Origin of the sequence: Streptococcus mitis (assembly GCF_019929545.1) — a bacterium.
Lineage (GTDB): Bacteria > Bacillota > Bacilli > Lactobacillales > Streptococcaceae > Streptococcus > Streptococcus mitis_BU.
Genome location: NZ_JAHZPT010000028.1, coordinates 1 through 24,416 on the forward strand (window position 1 = coordinate 1; position 24,416 = coordinate 24,416).

At 39.5% G+C, this 24,416-nt stretch carries 19 protein-coding genes; 1 reads left to right on the forward strand and 18 read right to left on the reverse strand.

The window, feature by feature from the left end; all coding sequences use genetic code 11:
• Positions 1–124: 124 nt before the first annotated feature.
• From K1I71_RS07715 to K1I71_RS07795, 17 genes are all read right to left on the reverse strand, one after another.
• Positions 125–316, reverse strand: a complete 192-nt coding sequence (locus K1I71_RS07715; protein WP_000051184.1) for a CsbD family protein — start codon at positions 314–316, stop codon at positions 125–127.
• Between the two features lie 101 nt (positions 317–417).
• On the reverse strand, positions 418–1,068 hold the full coding sequence (locus K1I71_RS07720; RefSeq protein ID WP_223330653.1) for a DUF1803 domain-containing protein: 651 nt from the start codon (positions 1,066–1,068) through the stop codon (positions 418–420).
• Entirely contained in the window at positions 1,052–1,564 is a 513-nt protein-coding gene (locus K1I71_RS07725) for a YiiX/YebB-like N1pC/P60 family cysteine hydrolase (RefSeq protein ID WP_000892239.1), read from the reverse strand. The genes K1I71_RS07720 and K1I71_RS07725 overlap by 17 nt, the downstream gene beginning before the upstream one ends.
• Before the next feature lie 86 nt (positions 1,565–1,650).
• Positions 1,651–2,586 carry a manganese-dependent inorganic pyrophosphatase gene (locus K1I71_RS07730; RefSeq protein WP_223330654.1) on the reverse strand — a complete coding sequence of 312 codons (936 nt, stop codon included), beginning with the start codon at positions 2,584–2,586 and terminating at the stop codon, positions 1,651–1,653.
• An 85-nt stretch (positions 2,587–2,671) separates the two neighbouring features.
• Positions 2,672–2,956, reverse strand: a complete 285-nt coding sequence (locus tag K1I71_RS07735; protein WP_223330655.1) for a GIY-YIG nuclease family protein — start codon at positions 2,954–2,956, stop codon at positions 2,672–2,674.
• A complete protein-coding gene (locus K1I71_RS07740) occupies positions 2,946–3,695 on the reverse strand; it encodes a tRNA1(Val) (adenine(37)-N6)-methyltransferase (RefSeq protein WP_000390769.1) in 750 nt (249 codons plus the stop codon). Before K1I71_RS07740 ends, K1I71_RS07735 begins: the two co-directional genes overlap by 11 nt.
• Positions 3,696–3,747: 52 nt before the next feature.
• Positions 3,748–4,110, reverse strand: coding sequence for a S1 RNA-binding domain-containing protein (locus tag K1I71_RS07745; RefSeq protein ID WP_000689605.1), 363 nt, complete (start codon positions 4,108–4,110; stop codon positions 3,748–3,750).
• Position 4,111: 1 nt separating this feature from the next.
• On the reverse strand, positions 4,112–5,512 hold the full coding sequence (locus tag K1I71_RS07750) for a bifunctional Cof-type HAD-IIB family hydrolase/peptidylprolyl isomerase (protein ID WP_223330656.1): 1,401 nt from the start codon (positions 5,510–5,512) through the stop codon (positions 4,112–4,114).
• Positions 5,513–5,591: 79 nt separating this feature from the next.
• Entirely contained in the window at positions 5,592–6,095 is a 504-nt protein-coding gene (locus K1I71_RS07755) for a GNAT family N-acetyltransferase (RefSeq protein ID WP_125393642.1), read from the reverse strand.
• A 324-nt stretch (positions 6,096–6,419) separates the two neighbouring features.
• Positions 6,420–6,659, reverse strand: a complete 240-nt coding sequence (rpsR, locus tag K1I71_RS07760; RefSeq protein ID WP_000068664.1) for a 30S ribosomal protein S18 — start codon at positions 6,657–6,659, stop codon at positions 6,420–6,422.
• Positions 6,660–6,690: 31 nt separating this feature from the next.
• Entirely contained in the window at positions 6,691–7,161 is a 471-nt protein-coding gene (ssbA, locus tag K1I71_RS07765) for a single-stranded DNA-binding protein SsbA (protein ID WP_000609606.1), read from the reverse strand.
• A gap of 11 nt (positions 7,162–7,172) precedes the next feature.
• Positions 7,173–7,463, reverse strand: a complete 291-nt coding sequence (rpsF, locus tag K1I71_RS07770; protein ID WP_070529093.1) for a 30S ribosomal protein S6 — start codon at positions 7,461–7,463, stop codon at positions 7,173–7,175.
• Positions 7,464–7,626: 163 nt separating this feature from the next.
• Complete coding sequence (locus K1I71_RS07775) at positions 7,627–14,637, reverse strand: Rib/alpha-like domain-containing protein (RefSeq protein WP_223330657.1); 7,011 nt, start codon at positions 14,635–14,637, stop codon at positions 7,627–7,629.
• A gap of 275 nt (positions 14,638–14,912) precedes the next feature.
• On the reverse strand, positions 14,913–16,256 hold the full coding sequence (gene asnS / locus K1I71_RS07780) for an asparagine--tRNA ligase (protein ID WP_020902243.1): 1,344 nt from the start codon (positions 16,254–16,256) through the stop codon (positions 14,913–14,915).
• A gap of 22 nt (positions 16,257–16,278) precedes the next feature.
• Positions 16,279–17,457: a pyridoxal phosphate-dependent aminotransferase gene (locus tag K1I71_RS07785; protein ID WP_223330658.1), complete on the reverse strand. Its 1,179-nt coding sequence runs from the start codon at positions 17,455–17,457 to the stop codon at positions 16,279–16,281.
• A complete protein-coding gene (locus tag K1I71_RS07790) occupies positions 17,454–17,942 on the reverse strand; it encodes a cell wall elongation regulator TseB-like domain-containing protein (protein WP_223330659.1) in 489 nt (162 codons plus the stop codon). Before K1I71_RS07790 ends, K1I71_RS07785 begins: the two co-directional genes overlap by 4 nt.
• A gap of 187 nt (positions 17,943–18,129) precedes the next feature.
• Positions 18,130–19,326, reverse strand: coding sequence for an MFS transporter (locus K1I71_RS07795; protein WP_223330660.1), 1,197 nt, complete (start codon positions 19,324–19,326; stop codon positions 18,130–18,132).
• Positions 19,327–19,746: 420 nt separating this feature from the next.
• Here K1I71_RS07795 and K1I71_RS07800 point away from each other — a divergent pair, with 420 nt between their 5' ends.
• On the forward strand, positions 19,747–20,295 hold the full coding sequence (locus K1I71_RS07800; protein ID WP_223330661.1) for an NADPH-dependent FMN reductase: 549 nt from the start codon (positions 19,747–19,749) through the stop codon (positions 20,293–20,295).
• A 236-nt stretch (positions 20,296–20,531) separates the two neighbouring features.
• Here K1I71_RS07800 and K1I71_RS07805 read toward each other — a convergent pair.
• Positions 20,532–24,416: collagen-flanked surface repeat-containing protein (locus K1I71_RS07805; protein WP_223330662.1), on the reverse strand; the 3,885-nt coding region annotated here is incomplete at its 5' end.

Here is a 24,416-nt window from a genome sequence, read left to right on the forward strand (position 1 = left end):
ATAATAACCTCATCTTATGATAAGGCTATTATCTCATATTTTGGTGTCCATTGGATAGGTTTTTAGAGGTGCCCATAAGATAGAAAAAAATCAAGGGAAATGAAACCCTTGATTTTTTCTATTTTTATTTAAAAGCGTTTTTCAAACCTTCAACGGCACCTTCTACAGCACCTTTAGCGTCTTCAACTACTTCTTTTGCCTTAGCAACTGTCTTTTCTACAGCGCCTTCTGCTTCAGTCTTGCTATCTCCAGTAACTTTACCAAATCCTTCTTTGATAGCACCTGTTGCTTGTTCCAATTTGTTTTCAAGTGACATATGATTGTCTCCTTTAATTTTATTCCGATATGTGTTACCGGTTACATATAGTTTATACCGAATACTAAGGAAAGTCAAACAATGTGCTCAGAAAAAAGAAATCAGGCCAAGTAGAAAGTTAATCTTTCCTTATCAAAATCGACGGCCAACTCATACTTTCCATCTTCATTTTGGACAATATAACCTAGGACAACTAAACTGTCCACAAAGATGTCACGGCGTTTCTGCATCAGTTGATCTTTTTTGAGAAATTTTAGCAAAAAAGTCGTCATATATTTGAGAGCATACTCAGGATTAACATCTCCTAAAATGTCATAGAGTTCCTGCTGTTTTTCTGTCAAAGGATACTGATGTTTGACCTTGTAGAAATAATTAGACAAGGTCATTTCTGTTCTCGCAAAGTCCGTCCTTTCAACTAAAATAGCTGCATTGGTTTGATTGCGCAATTCTGTCTCAAAACCCTGCTCTAACAATGCTTGATAGGCTGGACTATCTTCGCTGACAAAAATCTCTTGATCCAGTTCGAGACTATCGAGTGATTCAAGCATAGGAAGATTAAGGTAATAACGCTTATTTTCTCGTAAAATCAAACCTGCCTTTATATACTCTTCCATGAGTTTATCAACTGCAACATCTGGAAATTGAGCCTTAATTTCTCGCAAAATAATATCCTCATGCTGGTCCAGATAGCGGATCAATTCTCTAAAAAATGGCTGTCTCGTCAAACGAGATGGATTAAAAATCTGAATCATGAAGATTCCTTTCTTTACATTCTAACAGAGGCGATGCTGCCAACTGACTAGGATTGGTCCCAGCTTGGTTCAAAGGAACAGGCAGACCTAGTTCTCTGTAATACTCTCTCCAAAAATCACTAATCTCCTGCTCCCCATCTCCAAATTTCATGGGAATCGTTTCAAAAATCGGTAGGATTTCTGCCATGTACTGGGAACAGTAGAAACCAGGTCCAGCTGGATAGAAAGAAGCATTGTAGGGTGTTCCTAGATGTTTGCAAGCTTTTTCCTTCACAGACTGGATATCCATTTCTGGGTAGAAATAGAGGTCGTACAAGTGATTGGACTCAAAGAAGTCTACTGGTTCCTGACAGACAACACCATCCTGTCCACTAGCGTGGTAAATCATCCCATCCAAACAAATCGCAACATGGTTATAGTTGCCTGTGGAAGTCTGGATGGCCTGTCCCATATCTGACTCATCTCTCACAAAAATCAAATCGCCATTTTCTAACATGCTTCACTCCTAGAAAAAAAGGAGCCGAAACTCCTTTCGATATAAGTCAAACTAGCCTTTCCTAATTTGAATTAACACTCAAAATCTTAAGCATTAAAGCTTTCAGTCAATTGAGGTACCACTTGTTTCTTACGTGAAACGGCACCAGCAAGGAAGGCATGATTGTTTTCAAGTTTGAAGTTGAAGGCTGCTTCGACCTTGTCTATATTGGCACCAAGAGCCAAGATTTCTGAGTTTGAGTTGACGATATCTGTAATCATCAAGACAAAGTCAGAGTAGCCGTTTGCTGCGTTAGCCGCTTGCATTGCAGCTTCAATTTCTGCTTGGCGTTCCAATACTTCAGCGATGTCCACTGTGTTTACTTGAGCAACACGGACATTATTTCCGTTCAATTCAAAAGTCTTAGCATCGATGTCAATCAATTCGTCAGCAGATTTGCTGGCCAAGTTTGTACCAGCTTTCAACATAGCCAAACCATACTCTTCCAAGTTTACACCAGCTAATTCAGCCAATTCTGGAGCAATGACTTTATCTGTTGGGTGTGTGGTTGGTGATTTCAAAAGAAGGGTATCTGAAATCAAACCTGAAAGCATCAAACCAGCAATCTCTTTAGGCACAGCTACACCATGTTCTTTGAACATACGGTAAACGATTGAAGACGCTGATCCAACTGGCTCCAAACGCATGTAAAGTGGGCTTGCAGTTTCAAAGTTAGCCACGCGGTGGTGGTCTACAACACCATAAACTTCTACTTCAGCGATATCTGATACAGATTGTTGGAATTCATTGTGGTCAGTCAGGATAACTTGCTCTGCTCCTTCTGCTTTAGCAGAAGCGATAACACGCGGTGCTTCTACACCAAAATAGTTCAAGACAAAGGCTGTTTCTTCATTTGGAGTTCCAAGGGCAACAGCTTCCGTATCCAAACCGCATGCTTCTTTTGCAAGGTAGGCAAAGGCTACAGATGACCCAATGGCATCTGAGTCTGGATTTTGGTGACCAAATACTAGAATCTTAGACATGATAATACCTCATTTTGTTTATTCTCTTTATTGTAGCATTTTTTTCGCTTTTTGACAAAAGTAAGAGGAGTCAAAGGACTCCCCGCTACTCTTCAAAATAACTGAGTAAATTTCTATCTTGATTTTCAGATAAAAATCTTTCCTTCTGCGGCCTCTTCTTACGCTTGAGAAGGGCTTCAGCCGACATGGCTTCTTCCTTACTGGCAAAACCTTGAGCATAGATAAGTTTGACTGGCAAGAGGGCTCGTGTGTATTTGGCTCCCTTCCCACTATTGTGGACAGCGAGGCGTCTTCTCACATCAGTCGTATAGCCTGTATAGTAAGATCCATCACGACACTCCAGCACGTACATATAAGCCTTATGATCCATAATAAATCTCTTCGAGTTCCGGCGTATAAGAGCCATCATCATTGTGGACAATGAGAGGTGGCAAGACCTTAAAACCGCTTGTTGAACCATCCTTGATAGCCTCAATCAAAAGCATATTGGCTTCCTTTTCTCTTTTTGGATAAACAAACTGCAGACGCTTAGGAGCTAGATTATGCCGTTGTAAGCTGTCCAAGATATCTAAAAGTCGATCAGGACGATGAACCATGGCCAAGCGTCCATTGGATTTGAGAATACTTTGGGCACTACGACAGATTTCCTGCAAATTAGTCGTGATTTCGTGGCGCGCCAAGAGATAATGTTCACTCTCGTTCAGGTTTGAATGAGGATCCACCTTGAAATAGGGTGGATTACACAAAATCATATCCACCTTACTTCCCTGGATGTAAGCAGGCATATTTTTCAAATCATCACAGATGACCTCCATCTGCTCTTCTAAACCATTCAAACGGACAGAGCGTTCAGCCATATCCGCCAAACGCTCCTGAATCTCAACAGCCAAAATCTGTGCCTGAGTCCGAGTGCTAGCAAATAGCCCCACTGCTCCATTTCCAGCACAAAAATCCACTATCAAGCCCTTCTTAGGAAAACGTGGAAAACGTGACAAGAGAACACTATCCACCGAATAGCTAAAAACCTCTCTATTTTGAATGATTTTGATATCTGTTGAAAAGAGCTGGTTAATGCGCTCTCCTGATTTTAATAATTGTTCTTCTTCCATGGTCTTATTATAGCAAATTTATATTAACATTACAAAAGATAGAAATTTCTAACTAGTGCTTCTGATTCTTCAAATGTTGAAGGGCTTCCTTGGTCCAAATTGGCATCATTCGTTTGAGAGGAGCGAAGCCGTAGTTAAAACGGTCGCTTGAAAAGCGTCGCCGTCTCGGAAACTGGTGCTTTTCTTCCTCTAAAGTACGGATAGAAAGACTAGCTTTCCCTGTAAATTCATCTAAATCCACTACTTGCACTTGAACCTCTTCATCGACTTTCAAGGCTTCTTGGATATTTTCAATAAAGCCTGTCCGAATCTCTGAAATGTGAATCAGCCCTGTATCACCCGTCTCTAGCTCAACAAAGGCACCGTAGGGCTGAATCCCTGTAATACGCCCCTTTAGCTTATCACCGATTTTCATCTTAGTCCTCGATTTCAATTGTTTCAATCACAACATCTTCAACTGGCTTATCCATAGCTCCTGTCTCAACAGCAGCAATGGCATCTAAGACAGCGTAAGAAGCTTTATCAGCTAACTGACCAAAAACCGTGTGACGGCGGTCTAGATGAGGAGTGCCACCTTGGTTGGCATAGATTTCCGCAATCGGTTCTGGCCAACCACCACGAGCAATTTCTTTCTTAGAATAAGGCAGGTGTTGATTTTGCACGATAAAGAATTGGCTGCCGTTGGTATTTGGACCAGCATTGGCCATGGAAAGGGCACCACGGACATTGTAAAGTTCTTCTGAGAATTCATCCTCAAATGATTCGCCGTAGATTGACTCGCCACCCATACCAGTTCCAGTTGGGTCTCCACCTTGAATCATAAAGTCCTTGATAATACGATGGAAAATGACTCCATCATAGTAGCCATCTTTTGAAAGTGCAACAAAGTTAGCTACTGTTTTAGGAGCATGTTCAGGGAAGAGCTTAATACGCAAGTCTCCGTGATTGGTCTTAATGGTCGCAAGAGGACCTTCTACTGTTTCAATGTCTACTTGTGGGAAATGCAATTCTTTTTCTACCATACCAAATCCTTCTAAGGCATCAAAAATGCCATCTTCTTCCAATGTTTTTGTAATATAATCTGCTTTTTCTTTGATGTTATCATTAGAAATTCCCATTGCAACGCTGATTCCTGCATAATCAAAGAGTTCCAAGTCGTTGAGGCCATCTCCAAAAACCATGACGTTCTCTGGTTTCAAGCCAAGGTGTTCCACAACCTTTTCCACCCCCGTCGCTTTGGAGCCTGAAATCGGCACAATATCAGACGAATGTTGGTGCCAACGAACCATGCGAAGTTTGTCTGAGAGACTATCAGGCAAGTGCAAGTCATCTCCCTTATCTTCAAAAGTCCACATTTGATAGATATCTTCTTTTTCATGAAAATCAGGATCTACATCTAAATCGGGGTAAATTGGATTGATAGCTTCACTAATCATATCGGTGCGAGTCGACAACTTGGCATCATGACTCCCAACCAAACCATACTCAATTCCCTCTTGCTTGGCCCAAGAGATATACTCCTCAACATCTGACTTCTCAATCTGATGCTGATAAATGACATGACCTTTTTTATCTTCGATATAAGCCCCATTCAAAGTTACAAAAAAGTCAGGCTTGAGATCACGAATCTCTGGAACGACACCAAAAATCCCTCGTCCAGAAGCAATACCTGTCAAAATTCCTTTCTCACGTAATTGCTTAAAAACAGTTGGGATTGAAGCTGGAATAAAACCTGTCTTTGAATTCCGCAATGTATCATCAATATCAAAAAAGACAATCTTGATTTTCTTTGCCTTGTATCTTAATTTGGCATCCATCTCACTACCTCTTTCAATCTAACTCTTTCCATTATACCATAAAGTAGCTAAATCCCCTATTTTCAAAAAGTTTCCAGTTTTATTGTAAGTCCTTGGATAAGTATAAAACTAAATCATTATCATTTTGACAACTTGCACCCATTTCTAGCGGTTTATTTCTATACCACACACCTGTCCCATCTGGAATATAGCCCCGTCTGATATACAATCTCTGGGCAGGGCCATAGCCTAAGTGCAAACCTACACCAAGAGTGACCTTACTCGAAACAAACTTGACTCGTTTTTCTGCTTCTTCTAGCAGTTGATTCCCAATCCCTTGATTTCGAAAAGGCTCAAACACATTAAAATCTGATAATTCTGGATAGATTCCTACAAAAGGACCATGTTTAGCAGAGGGCAAAATGGTAACGTAGCCCGCTACAACACCATCAATCTCTGCAACTAAGACTTCTCTCTCCCCACTTTCCTGTTCCAGAAAATATCTAGCCAAAATTTCCTCTCTACCAGGCCAACCTTGATTCATAAATCCATGAGATAAGGATTCAATATCAGACTTAACCATATTTCTAATCGTACAATTCATCTTTGACTTAGCCACCTTTACTCTTTCTATTACCATTATAGCACGCCAAGGTCAGAAAAAAACTATCTCGTGAAAAAAGACACAACCGGGTCTGAAAAAGAGGTCCACTCGGAACTCAACTCGCTCTTTCATTTCAAAGCTCGTGAAAAAAAGACACAACCGGGTCTTAATTCGCTTTCTTTTTTCCGAGCTCATGAAAAAGAGGTCCACTGGACCCCAACTCGCTCTCACATTTCAAGGCTCGTGAAAAAAAGACCCAACCGGGTCTTAATTCGCTTTCTTGTTTTCAAGCTCATGAAAAAGAGGTCCACTGGACCCCTTTTTTTAATCTTCGTTTACGAAAGGCATCAAAGCCATTACGCGAGCGCGTTTGATAGCTGTTGTTACTTTACGTTGGTTTTTAGCTGAAGTTCCTGTTACACGACGAGGAAGGATTTTCCCACGTTCTGAAACGAAACGGCTAAGAAGCTCAGTATCTTTGTAATCAACATATTCAATTTTGTTTGCTGCGATGTAATCAACTTTTTTACGGCGTTTGAATCCGCCACGACGTTGTTGAGCCATGTTTTTTCTCCTTTATAATTTTAGTTGTCCATTAGAATGGTAAATCATCATCTGAAATATCCAATGGATTTGTTGCTCCAAATGGATTTTCATCACGTGAAAAGTCTGGTACTGAATTTGTAGGTGCTGAATAGTTTGCAGTTGGTGCAGAGTAAGCTCCACCTGTATGTCCCTCACGCACACTACGGCTTTCCAACATTTGGAAATTCTCAGCCACGACCTCTGTCACGTAGACACGTTGTCCTTGCTGGTTATCGTAACTACGAGTCTGGATACGACCTGTCACCCCAATAAGTGAGCCTTTTTTAGCCCAGTTAGCAAGGTTTTCAGCCTGTTGGCGCCACATAACGACATTGATAAAATCAGCCTCACGTTCGCCATTTTGACTCTTAAATGTACGGTTTACTGCAAGAGTAAAAGTCGCAACTGCTACATTTGATGGGGTATAACGCAACTCAGCATCACGTGTCATACGCCCTACAAGTACAACATTGTTAATCATAGTTTACCTTCTTACGCGTCAGTTTTGACGATCATGTGACGAAGAATGTCAGCGTTGATTTTTGAAAGACGGTCAAACTCTTTAAGAGCTGCGTCGTCGTTTGCTTCAACGTTAACGATGTGGTAAAGTCCTTCACGGAAATCTTGGATTTCGTATGCAAGACGACGTTTTTCCCAAGATTTTGATTCAACAACAGTTGCACCGTTGTCAGTCAAAATAGAGTCAAAACGTGCTACCAAAGCGTTTTTAGCTTCTTCTTCAATGTTTGGACGAATGATATAAAGAATTTCGTATTTAGCCATTGATATGTTCCTCCTTTTGGTCTAATGACCCCAAGACTTTGCAAGGGGTAAGTGAGGTTCGCTCACAATAAACTATTATACTAAAAAACTTTTTTTTACGCAAGTAAAAACACCGAAATAAAAAAAGAAGATGACGAATCATCTTCTTAAAAACTATGAGTTTTTAGTCTTCTTTTTTCTTGCGAGAAAGAAGTCCAAATCCACCTAGGGCTCCAAGAAGTCCAAGCACTGCAAGACTAGCGTTAGCTTCTGTACCTGTGTTAGGCAATTCTTTTTGACCATCAACATATTTAGGTGTTGCTGGTTTAGCAGCTGTGTCAGTTGCTACTGTTGCATCTGCTTGAGCTGGTGCCGCTGGTTGAGTTTGATTTGGTGTTGCTGGCTGTCCTGGTTCCGTAGGAGTTACAGGTTGATCAGGAGCAGTTGGTCTTGACGGAACATTTTGTGGAGTAGGAGTTGGTCTGTAGTTGTTACCACCATTTCCACCACCGTTATATCCATCTCCATTATATGGATTAGTTTCTGGAATGCGTTTAGGAATTACCGTTACTGGGACGTCTACTACTACAATTTCTCCTGTTGGTAGTTTCACCTTCACTTTAACACTTGGTTTCACTCCTGGTGTTTCAGTTGTAGGGATTTCCCCAACTTCGATAATTTCAGCATCTTTTGGTAATTTAACATGACCTTTCACATCTTCTTTAGTGATTGGCGTTCCTACTTCAACCACGATTGGTGTTGCTGTAACAGTTTCTTTTGGTGTTTGTGGCTCTTCTTTACGTTCTACCACATTTACAACTGCTGGAACTTCAACTAATAGATTACCATCTTTATCCTTAACAACTACAATTACATTCTTCTTACCTGGTGTTTTTGTATCAGGTTGTTCTTTGAATGTAAATGTTGCCCCTTCTGGGAAGTCTTTAGGATTAATATTATCTTTTGCTTCTGGAGCTTTATCTGGATTCACTGTAACTTCTTGCTCTTTACCTTGAACTACAATAACTTTCGCAGGTACTTCTACGATTGAATCTCCATCTTCATCTTTAACAACTACTGTTACATCTTTAATTCCTGGTGTTTTAGTGTCAACATCTTCTTTGTACCCAACTTTTGCTTTTGCTTCTTTAGGGAAAACAGATGGATCTACAGATTTATTCACATCTGGTTGAGTATTCTCAGGATTTGCTGCTACGTATTGAGTCTTAGGTCCTACTACAGTAACTTTCGCTGGGATTTCTGCAATTGGTTCACCATTTAGTTTTGCTACAACAACAACATCTTTATCTCCTGGTGTTGTTGTATCCACTGGAGTTTTATACTCAAATGTTGTTCCTTCTGGGAAGTCAGTTGGGACAATATTTTCTGCAGGAATTACTTTCTTAGGATCTGTATCTACTGGTACATATTGTCTATATGCATCAACTACACGTACTGTTGTTGGTACTGTTACAAGTTTATTACCATCTTTATCCTTAACGATCACGTTTACTGGGTAATCTCCAGCTTCTGAAATATTTACCGGATCTTTTCCGTCAACTTTTTCGTATTCGAAAGTTGCTCCCTCTGGATAATCACCTTTGTTAATGCTATTTTCTGCAAGTGGTTGACCTTGATCAACAGGAATAATTTGTGGATTTCCTTGTACCACTTTAACTTTCGCAGGTACTTCTACGATTGTATCTCCATCTTTATCTTTAACAACTACAGTTACATCTTTTTCACCTGGTGTTTTAGAAATATCTTTTTCTTTATATTCAGGTTTTGCTTCTGCTTCTTTAGGGAATACTGATGGATCTACAGATTTATTTACATCTGGTTCATTTCCTACTGCTACATACTGAGTCTTAGGTTCTACTACAGTAACTTTTGCTGGAATTTCTGCAATTGTTTCACCATTTTTCAGTTTGGCAACAACTACAACATCTTTATCTCCTGGTTTTGATGTGTCAACTGGAGTTTTATATTCAAATGTTGTTCCTTCTGGGAAGTCAGTTGGGACAATATTTTCTGCAGGCACCACTTTAGTTGGATCAGTATTTACTGGTACATATTGTCTGTAAGCATCTACGACACGCACTGTTGTTGGTACTTTAACTAATACATTACCATCTTTGTCCTTAACTACAACTGTTACTGGATTATCCCCAGCTTCCGAAATATTAACCGGATCTTTTCCATCTACTTTTTCGTATTCGAATGTAGCACCTTCTGGATAATCACCTTTGTTAATACTGTTTTCTGCAAGTGGTTGACCTTGATCTACAGGAATGATTTGTGGATTTCCTTGTACCACTTTAACTTTCGCAGGTACTTCTACGATTGTATCTTTACCTTCATCTTTAACAACTACAGTTACATCTTTTTCACCTGATGTTTTTGTATCTACTTTCTCTTTGTATTCGAAAGTAGCATTATCAGGGAAGCTATATTTCTCTTTATCTACAAGGCTGTCTGCTGGTTTTGGTTGAGTATTTTCAGGATTTGCTACTACATATTGAGTCTTAGGACCTACTACAGTAACTTTCGCTGGAATTTCTGCAATTGGTTCACCGTTAAGTTTTGCTACAACAACAACATCTTTATCTCCTGTTGTTTTTGTATCTACTGGTTTATTATCTTTATCCTTGTACTCAAATGTTGTTCCTTCTGGAAACTCTTCTGGATCAATATTATCTTTAGCCAAGACTGTCTCAGGTTTAGTATCAACAGGCACATACTGTCTATAAGCTCCAACTACACGTACTGTTGCTGGTACTTTTACTAATTCGTTACCATCTTTATCCGTTACGATAACCTTAACTTCTTTATCTCCAGTTGATGATGTATCAGGTTCTTTTTCATAAGTGAATTTCGCACCTTCTGGATAATCAGATGGGTCAATGCTATCTTCTGCTTTTGGAGCAGTTTTTGGATCTACTGGTACGATTTGTGGGTATCCTTGAACAACTTTCACTGGTACATTAACAGTTTCTTCACGTTTATTATCACCTGAACCGTATGTTACTGTTACTGGTGCAGTTAATGTATCATCTCCAACTTTTCCTTTTGTTTCAGGAATCTTAGTTTCATCTACAGTTTTGTCATTTCCTTCTGTAGTAACCGCATTTTTTAGTTTTTCTGCTGTTGGTTTATCACCTTCCACAACATAAACAGGAGTTGGTGTTGAAACTTTTGGAGTTAACTTAATTGTAAAGCTTTGATCTTTATCTGAATCAGAATCAAATGTTGGATCTTGATCGAATGGATTTTCTTTAACTGTGTAACCCATTGATTTTAACACATCAAGACGAGCTTGAATTTTATCTTCTGGAATTTGTGTTCCAGCTTTACCTGAAAGATCAGTAATATTAAACTTCTCATCTAATGGTGTTTCTTTACCAGCTGCATCTACAGAAACAAAGTTAACTGTAGCTTTTTGAATTCCAGGTGCATATTGAATTGGAGTCTTACCGAATTTATCAGTTGGGTCAAAGTTATCTGGAACTTTGTATCCTTTAGATGGATCTGCAGGATCAACTGGTGTTAATTCTACTCCATTATATTTTGGAACATATCCATCTACATAAGGAATAACTACCTTACTGAAATCACCAGGTTTTGTTGGGTCATTTGGATTGTTTGGATATTTAATTGTATCTGGTGCATCTTGTGGTTTCTTACCAGCTGGATACTCAGGTGTAAATGATCCAATTTCTTTATAAAGAACTTTCACTACTTCATTAGTAACTTCACCTGTTTCAGATGGTATTGGTGCTTCTTTTTCTTCGATAGTTTTATCAGCAGGCTCTACTTGTAAGTAGTTTTCAATTACTGGAGAAGTAACTTCATTAAATTTACCTTTTCCATCTTCTACTGAAGCATCTGATATTTCTGCTCCTTCATAAACAGTCCAATCAGAGTATTTTACTTCACCTGTTTCTGGGTTTACAGTTGCTGTACGTTTGTAAGTTACTTTTTGAACTCTATCTGGAGCCGTTTCTGGGTCGATAGGTTGAGCGTTTGGATTATCTTTATCATTAACATTGATAAATTTAACCGTACGTGTCACTTCTTTAACTAAGTCATCACGTGTTACACCAGCTGGGTATTTACCATAATTTTCATCTCCTGGTTTAACTGGTGTATCAGCTGTTTTTGGAGATACTGGAGCTGTTGTACTTGGATTTGTTGGGTCAGCTGTTACTGTTGGATCTACTGTAATTAAATCTAATACGTGAACTGTTGTAGTATCAATATTAGATTTTTTACCTTCACTATCTGTAGCTTGAACTCTTACTGTATAATCTCCTGGCTTAGTTGAATCTAACCCACCGTCATTACTTACAGCAATCGTTGGTTTAGTAGAATCAACACCATCACGATCATCTTCTAAGTCAGTAGCGGTAGCTTCTGATTTTTTAAGTACTTCATCAGCCGTTAACTTTTTATCTGCTGGAGTTTTATAAACATAGATATCTTTTTTCTTAGTTTCTACAGTCGGAGCATTATTGATAACATCTCCATATGCTGGATCTGATTCGTTTCCTGCCTTGTCTAATACTGTAACTTTAATACGTTTATCTGGGTTAGTTGTATCACTTGCTTCTGTTAAATCAGTACCCGCAGGAACTGGTACAACTAATTTACCATCACGTACTTCTACTTTTGTTTCACCGTTATACCAACCGTCTTCTTTTTTCGTTAATGTAATCGGTGTTTTACTATTTGGTAAAGTAACTTTCATTGAAGTTAAGCCACCAATAGCTTTTTTAATATTGTCTACTTCCGTATCAGCATTACGAGTGGTTCCATTATTTTTATCGTTAGCTGCAATATCTTGTTTTTCTCTAGCTTCATCTGTTAAGTTAGGATCTTTTTCTGCAGGTACTACAGAAATTAATAATTCTGTTGGTTGTTTTTTATCAGTTTTTTCTCCAGTAACACTGTCTGTATGAACTGCTTCTACTGTTGGAGTTTGTGGCTTAACTGTATCAATATAAATAGTTTTATTGTAGTAGTAATCTGGTTGGTCAGTATTTCTTACACCATTTACTACTGGATGATATTTACCATCAGCATTAGAAACATCACCTGTATTTAACAGTTTATTATCTTCTCCATCTCGCAAACCATTTGGTAATGATGTTTTCACTTTAAATGTAGCTGTACCTTTATAGTTATCAGCGGTTGTAAATGGCAATCTGAATTTACGCACTCCATCATTCTTACCACCATTAGAACCTACACCGATATATGGAGCGTCGCCGTTATTAGATTTTGATGTATTATATTTTAATCTTAATTTTCTAGTTGCTGGATCCCATTGAATATTATTAGGAGCAACCGGTGTATCTCCAAACCAAACCCATCCTGTTGGATTTGTAATATTATTTGGAAGATCTACCCCTTCAGGAACTTCGATTTCTGTTTCTGCAGATCCGTATAGACGAGTTCCACCAACACTGTTTACTGTAAATTCGAATTCACCTTTTTGTTTTGATTTATACAGATTATCTTCTCCGAACTTACCTTCCTTCTTGTTGCTTTTAACATTGGTAGTCATTTCTACACCAGTACCAACTGCCAAGTTAACAGCACCAACGAAGTAACCATCTGTTACCTTAGTATTTGTTCCTTTTAAATATGAATTGTTAATCGCTGTACCATCGTTTAAAGCTTCAATTTCAACTTTAATTTTTGTGACATCTTTTGGAATTTCATAGATCGCACGGTATTCAGCCCAACCGTCACCATTTCCTCCATCACCAGCAGGTTCAGAAATATGTGATTCTTCGAATTTTTCACCAATCGTACGGTCATCTCTGATGCTAGCAATTACATTTCCTTTGTCGTCTTTAACAGTAATTTTTACTTTTTCACCTGTTCCAGCAGTTCCGGCATTACCATAAGCACCACCTGTGATAGCACTTAGCATCACTCTAGAATTTCCATTTACTGCGTACTCTTTCGAAATTTTTGTACCTTGTTTTCCTAATTCTAGATAATATCCTTTTGGTAAATCATGAGTTCCTACCATACCTGAGTAGTTCACACCATTCGCATAACTTTGGTTAGCAGCATTTACACCAAGTGGGTTTTCTGGAGCTGGATTCTCATTATCTCTTTGAGTAACTTTTCCATCTAAATCATACACTTTCGATGGTTTAGGATCGAAACCTGCTGGACGATCAGCTGAAACATTAGTTGGTGCTTCAGGTTTAACTGCAGTTACTTTTTCTCCACTTTCAATTTTCCAACCATTCAAGGCATTATTATTGTTAGCTTCTGCTGCGGTAATTTCTTTTTCTTTCCAGTTATAAGTTAAACTACCTAAAATTTCAGTATTCCCACCTTGAGATGCAGTAGATCTTGACCATTGTTTTTTAACTTCTTTACTTTTTTCTGTAGCATTAGCAAAATCAATATCACCAAATTGATTTTTTGCACTTTCAAATACACCATCAGCTGGGTTGTTTCCTGAACCTAATTTATTGTTATTTGTTGGTCCTTCAGTAGCAGGAATAATTGGATTAGCTGTTGCAGCTCCATCTCTAAATCCACTTTCACCTTGTCCTGGAATAGCTTTTCCATTACGTGAATCTTGGTTTTTGTTTTCTTTCTTGTCTGCAGATGCTTTTGGCATACTTTCAACAACGAAAGCTCTGTTTTTCAATGAACTTGTTGAAAAATCAACTTCTTTTTGTGTCGCTTTATCGTTTGACAAAAGGGCTTGAGCCTTAGCAAGTTCTGCTTTTGCTGCTTCAATGGCTGAGGCAGTCTTTTCAGTTAGACCTGCTTTCTCAAGAGCTGCTTCCATACGAGCAATAGCTGCTTCCAATTTGCTTGTGTCAGCCTTTGAAGCTGGTGCTAGAGCTTCTTCGGCTTTTGGTGTTTCAGTCGGTGCTGTTGGTTGCGTTGCTGCAGGCGCTGGTGTTGATGGTTGCTCAGCTGTTGGTGTAGCAGTTCCAGTCGAAGCTAGAGGCATGGTTGAATCTGCTTGATTTCCAGCATCAGAGTTAACCTTTTCGCTAGTCACTGTAGTTGATGTACCTTGCTCGTGAGCCTGAACAGTTGCTGCTCCACCAAACATCATGTAAGCTGCTACAGCTACTGATGCCGCACCAAAACTATACTTACGGATTGAAAAGCGTTGCACTTTTTGTCCGTGATTTTTTTCCATTCTTGAATACATGGTTTCTCCTTTTTTTAAAATATATGTTAATTGCGGAATTACACCCAAGTATTTAGAAAACGCCTCCATTTCCAGCTTAATTTATACATTAAAGCAGCTACACTTAGGTACTTAATCCCTAATTTACATTATAACATTATTTCAATTAAATTGTCTACGTTTATATGCAAAATATGTAGGAAATTTTAATATATATATATATATTAATGTGTTTTCTAGAAATTTAATTCTAAAAAAGTAAGAGACCGATATGACCTCTTACTTTGATTTTTTATTTACGGTTTAATACGGTGCAACATACGTGGGAATGGGATAGCTTCACGGATGTGTTTTGTTCCTGCTGCGAAGGTTACCATACGCTCGATACCGATACCAAATCCTCCGTGTGGAACTGTACCGTATTTACGAAGGTCAAGGTAGAATTCATATTCTGTACGATCCATGCCAAGTTCATCCATCTTAGCAACTAATGCATCGTAGTCTTCCTCACGCATAGACCCACCGATGATTTCTCCATAACCTTCTGGTGCAAGCAAATCTGCACAAAGCACGCGCTCTGGATTTCCAGGAACTGGTTTCATGTAGAAGGCCTTGATGGCTGCTGGGTAGTTCATGACAAATGTTGGCACACCAAAGTGGTTTGAAATCCAAGTTTCATGTGGTGAACCAAAGTCATCACCATGCTCAAGATGTTCGTAGTCAGCATCTTCATCATTCTCATGCTCTTGCAAGAGGTCAATGGCTTGATCGTAAGTGATACGTTTGAAGGGCTCTGCAATGTAGCGTTTCAAGAGTTCTGTATCACGTTCCAATGTTTCCAAGGCTTGAGGCGCACGATCAAGAACACCTTGAAGAAGAGCTTTTACATAAGCTTCTTGCAAGTCAAGTGACTCATCGTGTGTCAAGTATGAGTATTCTGCATCCATCATCCAGAACTCAGTCAAGTGACGGCGTGTTTTTGATTTTTCAGCACGGAATACTGGACCAAAGTCAAATACACGACCAAGAGCCATAGCACCTGCTTCTAGGTAAAGTTGACCTGATTGGCTCAAGTAGGCTGGCGTTCCGAAGTAGTCCGTTTCAAAGAGTTCAGTTGAATCTTCTGCCGCGTTTCCTGAAAGAATTGGGCTATCAAATTTCATGAAGCCGTTCTTGTCGAAGAACTCATAAGTTGCATAAATGATAGCGTTACGGATTTGCATCACCGCTACTTGCTTGCGAGAACGGAGCCACAAGTGACGGTTGTCCATCAAGAAGTCTGTCCCGTGTTCTTTTGGTGTGATTGGGTAATCTTGAGACTCACCGATCACTTCGATGTCTGTGATATCCAACTCATAGCCAAACTTAGAACGTTCGTCTTCTTTGACAATCCCTGTCACATAAACAGAAGTTTCTTGGCTCAAGCGTTTGATAACATCAAACTTTTCAAGTCCCACTTCTTCACCAAATTTTTCTAAAAAGTTTGGTTTAAAGGCTACACCTTGGAAGAAGGCTGTTCCATCACGCAATTGTAAGAAGGCGATTTTCCCTTTTCCTGATTTGTTGGCAACCCAAGCGCCAATCGTCACTTCTTGACCAACATAGTCTTTTACATCAATAATCGTTACACGTTTTGTCATTATTTTTCCTTTTCTTTTTCTTTTATTTTTCCATAAATGCTTTCAAGCGTTTAACTGCTTCTTTAAGCGTGTCTAGGTCTGTCGCATAGCTGAGGCGGACATTTTCTGGCGCTCCAAAGCCAGCTCCTGTTATGAGTGCCAAACCAACTTCCTCAAGAATAGCTGTTGTAAAGTCAGTCACATCCGTATAACCTTTCATCTCCATGGCTTTTTTAACATTCGGGAAGAGATAGAAGGCTCCTTGTGGCTTAACGACTTCAAAACCAGGGACTTCACACAAGATTGGATAGATGGTATTGAGACGTTCTTCAAATGCTTGACGCATAACTTCCACAGAATCTTGCGGTCCAGTTAGGGCTTCGATGGTTGCATATTGTGAAACAGCAGTTAGGTTAGAAGTTGTTTGACCTGTCAATTTGCTCATAGCAGCAATGATTTCTGGATCACCCACTGCATAACCTACCCGCCAACCTGTCATGGCATAAGCCTTAGATACACCGTTGATAACAATGGTTTGCTTACGAATTGCTTCTGATAGACTTGAGATTGGAACAAATTCATTTCCATTATAAACAAGGCGACCGTATATATCATCTGCTAAAATCAGAATGTCATGCTCAACTGCCCAATTTCCGATAGCTAGTAATTCTTCACGAGTATAGATCATACCAGTCGGATTAGATGGTGAATTGAGAACCAAAGCCTTTGTCTTATCTGTCCTAACTAGTTCTAGTTGATCCACTGTGACTTTAAAATCATTGTCTTCTTTAGCTTGAACAAAGACTGGAATCCCTTCTGCCATCTTGACCTGGTCTCCATAACTAACCCAGTATGGAGTTGGAATAATAACCTCATCTAAAGGATTGATTACAGCCATAAAGAAAGTATAGAGGGAGAACTTGGCACCTGTAGCAAAGGTAACCTCGTTACTTGCGACAGAATAGCCATAGTAGCGCTCGAAGTAGGTATTCACCGCAGCTTTTAATTCTGGTAGGCCTGAAGCTACTGTATAGAAGGAAGCCTGTCCTTCTCGAATAGCTTTAACTGCTGCATCCTGAATATTTTCAGGAGTGTGAAAATCTGGTTGTCCCAAGGTCAAGAAAAGGACATCCTTACCTTGAGCTTTTAATTTTTTTGCTCTCGCATCACTAGCTAAAGTGACACTTTCTTCCATTTCTGAAACACGCTTGGATAGTTTCATAAGCCCTCCTTATTGAGCAATGCTCCTGTTTCAAAATCTACTAGATAAAAATCAGATCCTGACTTAACTTCCCAGATTGGCTTGTCTTGATAACGGCCAAAGGTAATCTTGTCAATCTCGCCAGCTCCTTTTTCCTTCGAAACCGCTTCTGCTTTTTCTTGTGAAACACCTTGATTTAGCTGATAAACGTAGATCATATGGTCATCTTTTCCAATCAGGACAGCAAGCGCTTCTTGCTGTTTATTACGACCAAGAACACTGTAGTAAGATTCCAAGCCATTGTATAAATCAACCTGATCAGCCTGCTCTAATCCTGCATACTGCTGAGCTAATTTTTCTCCTTCACTTTTAGCTGTTTGATAGGGTTTCATGCCGAGAGAAACCAGATACAGAAAGGAAGCACTGATAACCACAAACAAAATCGTCATCCCTAGACCATACTGCCACAGTAGATTATTTTTTGCTTTATTTTGTCTTTTTTTCACTCGTCTATTTTACCATCTATTGGGCTTTATTACAAGTGAATGCAAGAACAATCGCACTTTATTTCTTCCTTCAAAGCAAACCGATTTTTCTTGTTTAAAACCGAGCAAGAAAAGTAAAGACAGCTTCAAAATCAACCTATTAAAAAACCTGAGCTTTGGTACTCAAGTTTTCGTAAGTTCTTTGAATCTATGAAATGATTTCATCATTCATTCTTTTAGCCATTTTTCCTAAAAAGATAGCTAGTAGAAGGCTAATCATGACTAAAAAGAATCCTAGATAAAGAAATGCTACTACAAAGCCTAAATGGTCAATCAACCAGCCTGTCAGTGGGAAGAATACAATCATACTTAGGCTAAACATCATAGAGTAGACACTCAGCATGGTTGCCCTTACTTCACTTGGAAGGCGCTCTTGCAAATCATTGTCAAAAATCGGCTGAAAAAGAGCATATAGAGCATTACTAATCAAATAAATCAAAATATAGATTAGAGGTGTTCCAAAGTAGGACAGCATATAGGTGACTCCAGTCAGCAGGACGAGAAGAGGGAAAATCTTCAAGGCAGCATATTTCTTTCCAATCTTACTCGCTAGATAGACTGCAAGGATATTCAGGAGACTACCAAGTAGCATAACTGCTGAAATTTGCCAGCTACTTAAATCCGGTAACTGATTTTGATAGTAAAAATAAAACATGCACATAAGTGTTCCGACAATCTGAGATAAAATCATCCAGTTAAACAGCATAGGATTTCGCCCCAACTCTTCCTTAACAGTCCAAATAATCTGTTTCATGGTCACACTATCAGCTTTTTCTACCTTGACACTGGGTTCTTTCAGCATCCAAATCAGGAAAAGAACTATGATAGAAGTGGCAATCATGATATAGTAGGTCAGGTGCAATTGACCATGGACAAAAAATCCCGCCAACACTGTCCCCAAAGACCGAGTTCCTTCTGCTACTCCTGACATAAAACTTGAAATAGATAAGTAACGCTTCTTAAGTCCAGCCTCTACAGCCGAGTCATAGACCATTGCTGCGCTTGTTCCTGAATCAAAATTATAAGACAAGGCATTTATCGCCATAGCTAGTGCATAAATCCAAAAATTTCCTTGCCCAGCCAACATGAGAATAGAAGACACAATTCCTGCTATACGACTTAAATAAAGGTTGGTCTTATAGGAATAGCGGTCAGCTAACATACCAGATGGAATTTCACAGAGAAGACTGGTCGTATGAAAAATACTCTCCAGAAGTCCAATCTGCCAAAGAGACATTCCGTTTTGACTGAGAAAGAGAATCCAAAAACTGGTAATCCCTAGAAATGCAAAAAACTCAACTCCGGCCATCAGGCCAATATTTTTCCGATAATTTCTTATTAACATTTTTTCTCCTTTAACAAGTGTATTATTATTTCTTTTGTCCGTCACTTGTTAATCTGTTCCTTACATGATCTCCACCCCTTTTTAGAAGCATTCTTCAATGCCATTATTGTTCCTTTAATTATTTATGAAATGATACCGGAAAATAGCTGTTATGCGGTTTCTATTGCGAGTTTTCTTGTTTATTTTAGCACTTATGTCATCATATTACAAGAGAATGTTAGAATACTTCTATAAAATCAAAGAAAACCAGAATCCAAAAAACTGTTCTTACTTTTCCATTGGCAAGTGACTAGAGTTTCAGCAATTTTATAATTTTCAAATAAACTCTGAGCAAATTTCTTGCAAGTCCTTTTGTTTTGTTGTAATATATTTTATAACAACGAGAGACTTCTCGGAAATTTAAGAAAAAGGAGACACATCATGTCTAAAAAAGTATTATTTATCGTCGGATCACTACGCCAAGGTTCTTTCAACCACCAAATGGCTCTCGAAGCTGAGAAAGCACTTGATGGTAAAGCAGAAGTTAGCTACCTTGATTATTCAGCCCTTCCTCTCTTCAGCCAAGATTTGGAAGTTCCAACACATCCAGCTGTAGCTGCTGCTCGTGAAGCAGTTCTCGCTGCGGATGCTATCTGGATCTTCTCTCCAGTCTACAACTTCTCTATCCCTGGTACAGTGAAAAACTTGCTTGACTGGCTATCTCGTGCCCTTAACTTATCTGATACACGTGGTGCTTCTGCCCTTCAAGACAAGTTTGTCACCGTATCATCTGTAGCTAATGCAGGTCACGATCACCTCTTCGCTATTTACAAAGACCTCTTGCCATTTATCCGTACACAAATCGTTGGTGATTTCACTGCGGCACGTGTCAACGACTCTGCTTGGGCAGATGGAAAATTGGTTCTCGAAGAATCAGTCCTAAACTCACTTGAAAAACAAGCTCAAGACTTGGTCGCAGCGATTCAGTAAAAAATAAAGAATTTTTAAAAGTCTAAATCAATGATCGCCACCTAATAGGGTGGCATTTTTAGACTCAATCAAGATTTTCAGACAAACATCACTCATCCAAAAAAACCTTGAGCGTTACCACTCAAGGTTTTTAGCAGTCTTTTCCATCATAGGAAAATCATTCTAAGAATATTCTTTCATTCGAGATCTATCACTTATCATCTTCTTTCGAGAAATTAGTGACTGCTTTTTGCTGATTAATCTTCTTTTCTTCGACCTACATATAGGCTCAATAGAATACCGCTACCTAGAAGAACAGAGATATAATCAGATTGGCTTCCAGTTTCTGGTAATTTGTCCCCATGGTTTTCTTTAACTGTAGTTGGTACTACTGGGTTAGCATTTACTGGAGTTGCTGGTTGAGCCGGTGTTGGTACTACTGGTTGTTCTGGAACCGCTGGTACTGGTTTAACCGGTACTTCTGGTGTTGGAACAACTGGAGTTGGTTGTACTGGCACTTCTGGTGTCGGTACATTTGGTGTTGGTTGTACTGGTACAGGTTTAACCGGTACACTTGGTGTTGGTTGTGCTGGTACTGTTGGCATATCTAATTCTGGTACTTCAGTAACTTCAGGCATACCTGGTACTCCACCGTTAAATTCTGGCAATTCATGAACTTCTGGCATTCCTGGCACACCACCGTTGAATTCTGGCAATTCATGAACTGGTGGTTCTGGCATTGCAAACGTTGGTCCTTCTGGCACATTACGTGTTGGAGGAACTGGTTTGTCATTTGATGGTGTTACTGGTTTGTCTTGGCATCCACATTTTCCGTCTTTGCCGTCTCGACCATCACGTCCATCTCTACCATCTTTTCCATCTTTAATAACTGTTTTTGTCACAGTTCCATCAGAATTGATGATTGTGATTGTATGACTACCATCACCATTATCTTCAACAGAAACTTTTGGTGATTTACCATCTTTACCGTCTTTAATCACCATTTCTGTCTTACTTCCATCAGGATTAGTGATTGTTACAACGTGAGTTCCATCGTTATTATTTTTAACAGTTACAGTTGGTGAAACGCCATCTTTACCGTCTTTACCATCTTTGATAATAGATTTGTATTCACGACCATCAGAATCTACGATTGTTAATGTATGAGTTCCATCTCCGTTATCAACGATGTTCGCTTTTGGTGATTTACCATCAAAGATTGTAGTTGTAGTTTCTTTACCATCAGCACCTGTCACTTTAATAGTATGTGAACCATTGTTGTTATCAATCACTTCAAGTTTTGGTTCTTTACCATCACGAACTGTTGTTGTTGTAGTTGTACCGTCTGAGTTCACAACTGTGATAGTGTGAGTTCCATCTCCGTTATCCACAACCTTAGCAGTTGGTGATTTACCGTCACGAACTGTGGTTTCAGAAACAGTACCATTACCGTTTTCTACACGAATTGTGTAAGTACCATCATGGTTGTCAGTAACAGTTGCTACTGGTGATTTACCATCTTTAATGATTGTTTCAGTAGTTGTTCCATCACCATTTAGAACTGAGATCTTATGAGTTCCATTTTGTTCATCAGTTATAGTCACTTTTGGTGATTTACCATCACGAACTGTGGTTTCAGTTGTCACACCTTCTGGATTTGTAATAACGATTGTATGACTTCCGTCTCCATTATCACGAACAGATGCGGTTGGAGTACGTCCGTCAACACCGTCACGTCCATTTTTCACAACAAACTCATTCTTAGTTCCGTCTGGGTTAGTGATTGTTACTGTGTGGCTTCCATCTGGGTTTTCAGTAGTTGTTGCTGTTGCAGCTTTACCGTCTTTACCATCTTTGATGATAGCGTTGGTAACATTGCCGTCTCCATCCGTAACTTTAACAGTATGAGTTCCATCTCCGTTATCCGTTACTTCAACTTTTGGAGTCTTACCGTCTTTACCGTTTTTAACAACTGTTTCTTTAGTTGTTCCGTCTGGATTTGTTACAGTGATTGTGTGGCTTCCATCTGGATTTTCTGTTGTAGTGATATTGGCAGTTTTACCGTCTTTACCATCTTTAACTTTAGTTGTTGATTCAGAACCATCAGGGTTTCTAACAGTAATAGAGTGTGTTCCATCTCCATTGTCCGTTACATTTACAACTGGTGATTTACCGTCTGCTCCATTAGCTCCGTTTTCACCTTTTTCACCTTTTTCACCTTTTTCGCCTTTTTCGCCTTTTTCGCCGGCTACTCCTTGAGGTCCACGGATATTACCAATCTTGTTCCAAGAACCATTTTCTTTCTTGTAAACATCACCTGTATTAGCGTCGATATAAGTATCACCGTCTTTACCATCTTCTGGCCTTGGAGCTATAATTCCACTTAATAATTCAGCTCCTCTTATCGCATCTTTACCATCATTACCATTCTCTCCTTTTGGAGCAGGAGGAATAACAGTACTTGATATCAACTCATCACCTTCATCAAATACACCATTATTATTATTATCATAATATGCTTTTATTTCGGTTCCCGCATATTCACCTGATGGTTTAGGTTGAGTTGATGTTGGTTGTGATGCTGTTGAGCCTGTAGCTGATGGTTGTGAACCTGTTGAACCTGCAGTTGCTGGTTGTGAACCTGTTGAACCTGTAGTTGATGGTTGTACTGTTTCTGATGACTCAGTTGCACTTCTATCTTCATCTGGTAATGCTCTTCTATTTCTTGCACTTCTTGATGTTCCAGAAGGTTGTGAATTAGAAGTTGATCCAACACCTCTTCTAACTGCTTCCACCAATGCATTTAAGTCAATAGTTGGTGTACGTCCATCCTTACCATTCTTACCATCTTTTACTGTAAAGGTTACTGGATCTTTACCTGGTGTTGTGATAGTTACAACAGTGCTTTGGCCATCTTGTCCACGTTGAGTAGTGATTGTAGGAGTTTGTCCATCCTGACCGGTTGCACCAGTTTCTCCCTTAGCACCATCTTGAACAAAGACTGTAGTTGGTTGTGAACCATCATGGTTATCAACAGTGATTTCTACACCTTTATGACCTTCTTCATCCTTACGAACAGCTGTTACTGTTGGAGAGACACCGTCCACTCCATCTTTAATAACTGCAAGAGGTTTTTCTGGGTTCAATGGTTGACCTGGATGTACTGGATCTTCTTGGTAAACTTTAGTTTCTTTACCATCTTTTACAGTAATTAATGATTTACCATCACGTCCGTCCGCACCTTTAGCACCATCTTTAATCATTTCAGAACCTAGAAGTTCATCAGTTCCTGGAGTGTACTTACCATCATTGTTTTCATCAGTATAGAATGTCACAATTGTATGAGATGGATTGCCGTTTTGTCCTTCGACACGAAGCAAATCAACTTTTGGAGTTTTACCATTTAGACCATTTTCTCCGTCCTTAACATTTACTGTAACTGGATTTTTTCCTGGAACAGTGAATGTAATGTCGGTACTATGGCCATCTTTACCTGGAGTTACAGTTACTTCTGGAGTCTTACCATCTTCTCCACGTTCCCCTTTGTCACCCTTAGGTCCCTTGATGTTACCTTCTTTTTCCCAGTTGCCGTTATTCTTAACGAAGACGTCACCTGTTTCTGTGTTAACGTATTTATCGCCGTCTTTACCTTCTGTAGTTGGATCAACTTTGCCGTTCAATACGTCTTTTCCGTCGCGTCCATCACGTCCGTCACGACCTGCTGCTCCATCACGTCCGTCGCGGCCTGGTAAACCTTGTGCTCCGTCACGACCAGCAGGTCCTTGAAGACCTTGTTCACCTTTGTCACCTTTAGGTCCTTTGATGTTGCCTTCTTTTTCCCAGTTGCCGTTATTCTTAACGAAAACGTCACCTGTTTCTGTGTTAACGTATTTATCGCCGTCTTTACCTTCTGTAGTTGGATCAACTTTGCCGTTCAATACGTCTTTACCGTCGCGTCCATCACGTCCGTCACGACCTGCTGCGCCATCACGTCCGTCGCGTCCTGGTAAACCTTGTGCTCCGTCTTGACCATCACGACCTTGAAGACCTTGTTCACCTTTGTCCCCTTTAGGGCCTTTGATGTTGCCTTCTTTATCCCAGTTACCGTTATTCTTAACGAAGACGTCGCCTGTTTCTGTATT

Excerpts from the sequence above, each read along its gene's own strand:
- K1I71_RS07740 (WP_000390769.1), bottom strand. The coding sequence starts at position 3,695 with ATGGAAGAAGAACAATTATTAAAATCAGGAGAGCGCATTAACCAGCTC.
- rpsF (WP_070529093.1), bottom strand. The coding sequence starts at position 7,463 with ATGGCTAAATACGAAATTCTTTATATCATTCGTCCAAACATTGAAGAA.
- ssbA (WP_000609606.1), bottom strand. The coding sequence starts at position 7,161 with ATGATTAACAATGTTGTACTTGTAGGGCGTATGACACGTGATGCTGAG.
- K1I71_RS07725 (WP_000892239.1), bottom strand. The coding sequence starts at position 1,564 with ATGTTAGAAAATGGCGATTTGATTTTTGTGAGAGATGAGTCAGATATG.
- K1I71_RS07730 (WP_223330654.1), bottom strand. The coding sequence starts at position 2,586 with ATGTCTAAGATTCTAGTATTTGGTCACCAAAATCCAGACTCAGATGCC.
- K1I71_RS07785 (WP_223330658.1), bottom strand. The coding sequence starts at position 17,457 with ATGAAACTATCCAAGCGTGTTTCAGAAATGGAAGAAAGTGTCACTTTA.
- K1I71_RS07735 (WP_223330655.1), bottom strand. The coding sequence starts at position 2,956 with ATGGATCATAAGGCTTATATGTACGTGCTGGAGTGTCGTGATGGATCT.
- K1I71_RS07715 (WP_000051184.1), bottom strand. The coding sequence starts at position 316 with ATGTCACTTGAAAACAAATTGGAACAAGCAACAGGTGCTATCAAAGAA.
- K1I71_RS07745 (WP_000689605.1), bottom strand. The coding sequence starts at position 4,110 with ATGAAAATCGGTGATAAGCTAAAGGGGCGTATTACAGGGATTCAGCCC.
- K1I71_RS07800 (WP_223330661.1), top strand. The coding sequence starts at position 19,747 with ATGTCTAAAAAAGTATTATTTATCGTCGGATCACTACGCCAAGGTTCT.
- K1I71_RS07720 (WP_223330653.1), bottom strand. The coding sequence starts at position 1,068 with ATGATTCAGATTTTTAATCCATCTCGTTTGACGAGACAGCCATTTTTT.
- K1I71_RS07750 (WP_223330656.1), bottom strand. The coding sequence starts at position 5,512 with ATGGATGCCAAATTAAGATACAAGGCAAAGAAAATCAAGATTGTCTTT.
- K1I71_RS07755 (WP_125393642.1), bottom strand. The coding sequence starts at position 6,095 with ATGAATTGTACGATTAGAAATATGGTTAAGTCTGATATTGAATCCTTA.
- rpsR (WP_000068664.1), bottom strand. The coding sequence starts at position 6,659 with ATGGCTCAACAACGTCGTGGCGGATTCAAACGCCGTAAAAAAGTTGAT.
- K1I71_RS07795 (WP_223330660.1), bottom strand. The coding sequence starts at position 19,326 with ATGTTAATAAGAAATTATCGGAAAAATATTGGCCTGATGGCCGGAGTT.
- K1I71_RS07775 (WP_223330657.1), bottom strand. The coding sequence starts at position 14,637 with ATGTATTCAAGAATGGAAAAAAATCACGGACAAAAAGTGCAACGCTTT.
- asnS (WP_020902243.1), bottom strand. The coding sequence starts at position 16,256 with ATGACAAAACGTGTAACGATTATTGATGTAAAAGACTATGTTGGTCAA.